The sequence below is a fragment of the Ruminococcus sp. RTP21484sp1_RTP21277st1_D2_RTP21277_210401 genome (assembly GCF_040924225.1).
In the GTDB taxonomy this organism is placed as follows: domain Bacteria; phylum Bacillota; class Clostridia; order Lachnospirales; family Lachnospiraceae; genus Blautia_A; species Blautia_A faecis.
Genome location: NZ_JBCOMJ010000047.1, coordinates 21,025 through 28,119, shown reverse-complemented (window position 1 = coordinate 28,119; position 7,095 = coordinate 21,025). Strand labels below are relative to the sequence as shown.

Here is a 7,095-nt window from a genome sequence, read left to right as displayed (position 1 = left end):
CGCATTAGTCGCAGTTAGCGATTAGTTCATCGGAGCGTTGCGCCGGCGAGTGAGTAATACACATTGTCCAAATGCGTTCCTCCTGAAAACTTTTCACCCTCCCAACACATTAAATAGCAAATTTCTAAAATTCCTGCTCCAACAGCTCCCCATCAATATATCTGGCCTTAATATTCCGGTCATCTCCGATGTAGCAGAAACGCTCCAGTTTCTCCTCTGCAGTCATTTTTGTCCATGGATCTTCCATATTATCAATCACAAGGGCATTAAATGCATACCCTTTTTCGAAAGAACCAACCTTACCGAATACACTTCCAGACTCTTTGGTTGCATGGTAGAATGCCTGTGTAATAGTAATGGTCTTACTCTCCTGTGGCTCGTAGAATTCTTTCAGCTTGGATAACTGTACGGCTCTTGCAACCTGGCGGTATATGCCGATTCCATGGCCACCGGCAATGTCAGTTCCCATGGCAATTTTCAGTCCCTCAGCCTCCATATGCTGCAGCGGCATAATTCCTGCAATAATATTCACAGTGGCATCCGGGCAGTGAACAGAAAAGCTTCCATGTTTTTTCAGAATCCGCTTATCTTCCTCAGTTGGGAAAATAACATGGGCGAAAATAGACGGACCGTGATCCATCAGACCTGCGCGCTCATAAATTTCTGCGTCAGAACTATAGCCCGGAAACAGATTCAGAGCTTCCTGTGCCTCCCACAGAGACTCTACCAGATGAGTGTGCACACCACAATGATATTTTGCTGCCAGCTTGCCAAGACCATCGATCAGCGGCTTGCTGCAGGTCGGGGCAAAACGGGGAGCCAGAATGGTTTTCACCTTTTTGCTGCCCTCATGTTCTGCCAGATACTTCTCTGTTTCCTTCAGGGAATCCTCTGTGGTCTCGGTGAGAAATTCCGGAGAATTGCAGTCCATGTTCACCTTTCCCACATAACCATACATGCCTTTCTCTTCCATTTTATCAAAGAGATAGTTTGTGGCCTCACGGTGAATGGTTGCAAAAACATTGGCATGGAAGGTACCATGGCGGAGCATATCATCTACAAATGCATCGTAGCAGTTTTTTGCATACTCCATATTCTGGAAACGGGATTCCTGCGGAAATGTATAATGATTCAGCCAGTCGGAAAGCAGACAGTCCATACCGATTCCGCGCTGTACATACTGTGCTCCGTGTACATGAAGATCAGAAAAAGCCGGAATGATCAGCTTATCATCGTAATCTATAACCTCTGCGCCCTGATACTGCTCCGGAATCTTTTCACAGATCTGTGAAACCACTCCATCTTCTACAATTATATAACTGTTTTCGTGAATCTCTAACCTGTCTGCTGACGGTGTAAACAAAATATCTCCGTGGTAAATCTTTACTGCCATTTTTTGTCCCTCACATTCTTAATCATTGCATTTTTTCTCTTTCTCGCATCGCTTTTCCTCTATTTTGTATCTGCAATCCTGACCTCGATCCTGGTAGAATAATTATCATTATCCTGTTCCACAAACTGGTCGATGATATTCAGCGCCAGAATGGTATCCTCCAGATTCAGATTCCGTCCCCATTCCTTTATCCTTTTAAAGCTGTCCTGAATCTCTTCATATGCCCCTTTGTGATACCCCACAACATAGGTTCCTGCAGGAATCGTGCGTATCTCCGCATTTTCCTCTGGAACGGCATCTGTAAGAAGCGCTCCAAATTCCTTGCTATTTTCCCCATAAAATACAATGGTTGGATAAAAGTAGAAGGATTCGCCTGCATAAAGCTCCTCTTCTGCTCCGATGGGAATATATTTTCGCTCTGGATATTTCACCACCTGGATATTTTCGTAATCAATTCCTGCTTTCGAATCTTCAATAAACTGTATTTTTCGCAAAATCGCATGGTCGATCCGCATCATCTCTTCCCACTGGGCATGAATGGCTGCGGAACGCTCCTTCAGTCTTTTAAGCGCCTCATCAGGACTTTTTGTGTCCTGAAAATCCCGGACTGCCTCAATGGAATAACCCAGTTTTCGCATATAGCGGATGGATGCAAGCTTATAAGTCTGATCAAAACGATATTTCCGATATCCGTTTTTCGGGTCTCTGTAGCTGGGCTTCAGAATTCCGATTTTGTCATAATAATGCAGGGTCTGCACGTTCAATCCGAATAAGGTCGCCAGCTCATTTACATTCAGATACTCTTTATTTGCCATAGATACTCCTATCTTGAGCCTTTTACATAAGGCTTAGCAAGAGCTTCTGGTTCACTGTTCTTTCCGGCAGCCCCAAGCATTGCAATAAGGGTCAGCGCATATGGCAAAATTGCCAGAAGGAACGGGGAGATGGATACACCTATGGTCTGGAGACGAATCTGCAGGGCATTGGCTGCTCCGAACAAAAGAGCTGCTCCAAACATTCCAAAAGGTGTATATCGTCCAAGAATAACAGTTGCAAGAGCAATATAGCCACGGCCGGAAATCATATTTTCCGTAAAAACGCCAAGCTGTACCAGTACCAGATATGCACCGCCGATTCCTCCTAGGATTCCGTTGAACACCATCACGATCCAGCGGTATTTTTTCACCTGGATGCCGGCGGATTCTGCTGCACGCGGGTGCTCTCCCACTGCCATAAAAGACAGCCCCAGATTGGTTTTTTTGTAAAAAATCCAGGTAAGGATCAGGAGTACATAAAGGATATAGGTCAGAAAATCGCAGTTAAAAAATGCATCTCCGATCAGCGGAATCTTTGACAATCCTGGAATGGCAATGTTTGGGAAGGTCTCGATCTGCTGATAGCCCTGTCCATTTGACATTAATTTAAACAAAAAGCTGGTGACGCCAAGCATAAGCATGTTGATGGCAAGACCGGAAACAGACTGGTTCTGGATCAGTGTAATGGAAAGAAGTCCGTGAAGCAGACTGACTACAAGTCCTCCTGCCATACCGCACAGAAGTCCCACAAACAGATTGCCGGAATACCAGGCACCTGCAAAGGAAAAGAATGCACCGCTGAGCATAACACCTTCCATTCCGATATTCAGAATACCGGATTTTTCCGCAATGGTCTCACCAATTCCGCCATACATAAGCGGCACTGCCAGACGAACTGCTGCGGCCAGAAAAGCCGTCATAAAGCTTAAACTGAAAATCTGCTGAAGCATTACGCATTTCCTCCTTTTCCAACTTTTGCCTGTCTCTTTTTGAAATGGAACAGTTCTCTTCCCAGGATCAAAACAACAACCAGACCGATTAGAATGTTAACGATTGCAGACGGTACTCCAAGCTGTCTTTGCATGGAGCTTGCACCTACCTGCATTGCTGCATAAAGCACTGCCACAAAGAATACGCCAATAGGGTTGTTAAATGCCACAAGTGCGATCAAAACAGCCGTATAGCCACAGTTTGAGGAGATTCCCTCCAGAAGCTTTTTCTGAATGGCAAGAACCTCGATTCCACCTGCCACTGCAGAAAGTCCGCCGCTTAAAAAGGCAGAAAGCACAATATTTTTCATAACAGAAATACCGTTGCAGGTGCTTCCACGTTTGTTCAGTCCAACTGCCTTCAATTCGTATCCCATAGTTGTTTTTTCCAGGAAAAACCATACTACAAGTACACAGATGATTGCGATCAGAATACCTGCATGAAAACGGGTTGCCCGGATCAGGGTTCCAAGCTGTACGGCTTTGTCAATTTTCGCAGACTGCGGAACATTTCCTTCCGGGTCCATCAAAAAAGAACGGACTGCATAGCCAAGAAAATTAATTGCAATATAATTCAGCATAATAGTGACAATAATTTCGGAAATATTGAATTTCGCTTTGCACACTGCTGCAATCAGCGCCCACACGCCACCTGCCAGAAATCCGATTACCAGGGAAAGGATAATTCTTGGTATTCCCGGAACAGCCGTCCAGTTCAGAGCTACCATGGTAGTTGCCATTGCCCCTACATAAAACTGTCCTTCTGCACCAATGTTGAAAAAGCCGGTACGATATGCTACTGCGCAGCCAAGACCTGTAAGGATCAGCGGGCATGCTTTTACAAAAATTTCTGCAAATCCTGCAGGTGTTCCAAAGATTCCACGGAAGAAAAGACCGTATGCTTCCATCGGGCTTGCGCCGCATGCAAGGATCAAAACCGTACCTGCCAGAATTGTAATCACAAGAATCAGAAGTACATCTGTAATCCCTCTTGTTCTTTTTTCCTTCTCCATTATCTTGCCTCCTCTTCTGAAATTCCGCCCATGAGAAGGCCGATTTTCTGTACAGTAGCTTCTTCTCTATTCAGGATTCCCACGATTTTTCCACCAAAAAGCACTGCGATCCTGTCACTTAACGCCATAATTTCTTCCAGGTCTGCGGATATCAGCATAACACCTTTTCCTGCATTTCTCTGATCTATAAGCTGCTGACGGACAAATTCTGTAGCACCGATGTCAAGACCTCTGGTAGGCTGACTTGCCACGATCACTTTTGCATGATCGTTCAGCTCTCTGGCTATGATCAGCTTCTGCTGGTTTCCACCTGACAAAAGCTTTACAAGCGTATCAATCCCCGACTTTCCGGATGCGCGCACCTGATATTGTTTCATTTTTTCTGCTGCATTTTTACGAATAGCTGCTTTGTTTATAATAGAATGGTTTGCAAATGGAGGCTTCCCATATTCCCGGAGAACAAGGTTTTCTGAAATGTTCATTCCGGTGATCAGACTGTCTGACAATCTGTCCTCTGAAATATAGGAAACACCTGCTTCATAACGTCCGCGGATATTGATTCCTGCCAGATTCTGTCCGTCCAGAAGAATTTCGCCCTCACCGGTTTTCTGAATTCCGGTGATCACCTCTGCAAGCTCTTTTTGTCCGTTTCCTTCCACACCGGCAATTCCAAGGATTTCCCCTTTGTGAATGGTAAGGCTGATATTCTCAAGCTTATGACGGCTGTGTTTTCTGTGATGATTGGACACATTTTTCAATTCCAGCATAATATCTTTTTTGGGAGAACCTTCTATATGATAGTCATCATTCAGCTCTCGTCCGATCATATAGGCAGACAGCTCTTCCGGATTGGTGTCTGCAGTCACAAGATCTGCCACCTGTCTGCCATCCCGAAGAATGGTAACCTTGTCACTGATTGCCATAATCTCGCTCATACGATGGGTGATGATAATGATTCCATAGCCTTCTTTTTTCAGATTGCGGAGAACATCGAAAAACTGTGTGGTTTCCTGAGGGGTGAGTACGCCAGTAGGCTCATCCAGAATCAGAAGTTCTACATTTCTGTATAATGCTTTCAGGATTTCCACGCGCTGCTGTTCTCCCACTGACAGATCACTGATCACAGCATCCGGGTTCACGTAGAGTCCGTATTTTTCTGCCAGATCAGTCAGCTTCTTTTTTGCAGCAGCTCTGTCCAGGAAAAAGGAGTTGTCCTTCAGATTCAGAACAATGTTATCCAGAACTGTCATTTTATTTACCAGGGAAAAATGCTGCTGGACCATTCCAATGCCTGCATCGATAGCTTCCCTTGGAGAGGCAAAATCCGCTGGCTTGTCTTTCCACAAAATTTCACCGCTGTCTGCAGTGTACAGACCAAATATAATATTAACAAGTGTGGTCTTTCCGGCTCCGTTCTCACCAAGGAGAGCATGGATCTCACCTTTTTCTACCGTCAGGTTGATATCCTCATTTGCATATACGCCGGAAAATGATTTACAGATATGTTTCATTTGAAGAAGAGACATGGTTTTCTCCTTTTTCTCGTATAATGATATGAGTGTCAAAAGGTCTTTTGACACTGGTATCGAATAATTAAAGTGTTTTAAAAAGCTGAAACTTCGGAAGGTTATCTCCACTGACTGATTGATAACTTTCCTCCATTTCAGCTTCATTTGTCTTTGAACAATCAGTTGCCGGATTTCAGATTGCGAGCCATTTTTATAAAAACAGATATCTCAATCCGCGGTTACAAATCCGATTTCTTACTGTCTCATTGTGTAGTCGCGCTCAACTTCAAGCTCGCCGGAAACGATCTTATCAATTGCATCCTGTGCAGTTGCTTTCACATCATCGGAAAGATTGTCGGAAAGGAGAACTTCTACTGCGCCATCTGCCATACCAAGGTTGTAAACATCTCCCTCAAAGCTTCCGTCTGCAACGCTGCCAAGGGCAGTATCAATTACAACATCAAGATTGTAAATTGCAGAATCAAGAATATTGTCAGGTGCTAAAGAGCTCTGATCGTAAGAATCGCCCTGGCACCAGATTCCAGCCTCAACAGCTGCTGTCATTGCACCGTTTCCGCAAGCATTTGCACAATGCTTGATTACGTCTACGCCATTGTCGATCATAGCTTTTGCAGCTTCCTGTGCAAGCTGTGTATCAACAAAAGAGTTTGTCCAGGCTGTCTGAACTTCGATATCAGGATTTACGGATTTTGCTCCGTCTTCATATCCGTTAATGATCTTTACAAGGGAATCTCCAGGGATCGGTCCGATGGCGCCAAGTTTACCAGACTCAGAAGTAGAAGCAGCAATGATTCCTTCTACATAAGCGGTCTGCTCACATGCCATAACGTAGGAAGCTACGTTGTCAGCGGAAGCGTCAGCCTCTGTGCAGATGAATTTGGTGTCTGGGTAGGTCTCTGCAACTTCCAGTGCAGGATCACCGAACTCATATCCGTGACCAATTACCACATCATAACCTGCACTTGCATAGTCAGCAAAAGCGGCGGAAATATCAGCAACTTCCAGGTTCTCTGTGTAAGCCAGTTCGTATCCGTATTTCTCACAGGCTTTCTGTGCTCCTTCGTATGCTGTCTGATTCCAGCCCTGGTCATTTGCTGCTCCGGAAAGTAAAAGTGCTACCTTCAGTCCTTCTCCATCAGCTGCCTGTACCGGCTGAGCACATACACCATTTACCATAGCCGCTGTCATTGCCATTGCTAATCCCATAACCACCAGTTTTTTCATCATAATCCTCCTTGATCAGATCCTGTTTTCGTGTATTCGATACTGTTCACTCCGTGGTCAGTATCACTTATTTTTCTTATCCGCAACTTTGTAGTTGCTATAAGGTTTTCTTAAGGCTTCTTTATAGTAAAC

6 protein-coding genes are annotated in these 7,095 nt (G+C 44.7%); all 6 read right to left on the bottom strand.

Going from position 1 to position 7,095, the window contains the following annotated elements:
- Positions 1 to 124 precede the first annotated feature (124 nt).
- Positions 125 to 1,393 carry an amidohydrolase family protein gene (locus AB5706_RS21805; RefSeq protein ID WP_148461843.1) on the bottom strand — a complete coding sequence of 423 codons (1,269 nt, stop codon included), beginning with the start codon at positions 1,391 to 1,393 and terminating at the stop codon, positions 125 to 127.
- A gap of 59 nt (positions 1,394 to 1,452) precedes the next feature.
- On the bottom strand, positions 1,453 to 2,208 hold the full coding sequence (locus AB5706_RS21800) for a MerR family transcriptional regulator (protein ID WP_148461844.1): 756 nt from the start codon (positions 2,206 to 2,208) through the stop codon (positions 1,453 to 1,455).
- 8 nt (positions 2,209 to 2,216) lie between these two features.
- Entirely contained in the window at positions 2,217 to 3,158 is a 942-nt protein-coding gene (locus tag AB5706_RS21795) for an ABC transporter permease (protein ID WP_148461845.1), read from the bottom strand.
- Positions 3,158 to 4,210: an ABC transporter permease gene (locus AB5706_RS21790; protein ID WP_187566159.1), complete on the bottom strand. Its 1,053-nt coding sequence runs from the start codon at positions 4,208 to 4,210 to the stop codon at positions 3,158 to 3,160. Before AB5706_RS21790 ends, AB5706_RS21795 begins: the two co-directional genes overlap by 1 nt.
- On the bottom strand, positions 4,210 to 5,736 hold the full coding sequence (locus tag AB5706_RS21785; protein ID WP_173770261.1) for an ABC transporter ATP-binding protein: 1,527 nt from the start codon (positions 5,734 to 5,736) through the stop codon (positions 4,210 to 4,212). The genes AB5706_RS21790 and AB5706_RS21785 overlap by 1 nt, the downstream gene beginning before the upstream one ends.
- A 237-nt stretch (positions 5,737 to 5,973) precedes the next feature.
- Positions 5,974 to 6,966 carry a BMP family protein gene (locus AB5706_RS21780; protein ID WP_226855395.1) on the bottom strand — a complete coding sequence of 331 codons (993 nt, stop codon included), beginning with the start codon at positions 6,964 to 6,966 and terminating at the stop codon, positions 5,974 to 5,976.
- Between the last annotated feature and the right edge of the window lie 129 nt (positions 6,967 to 7,095).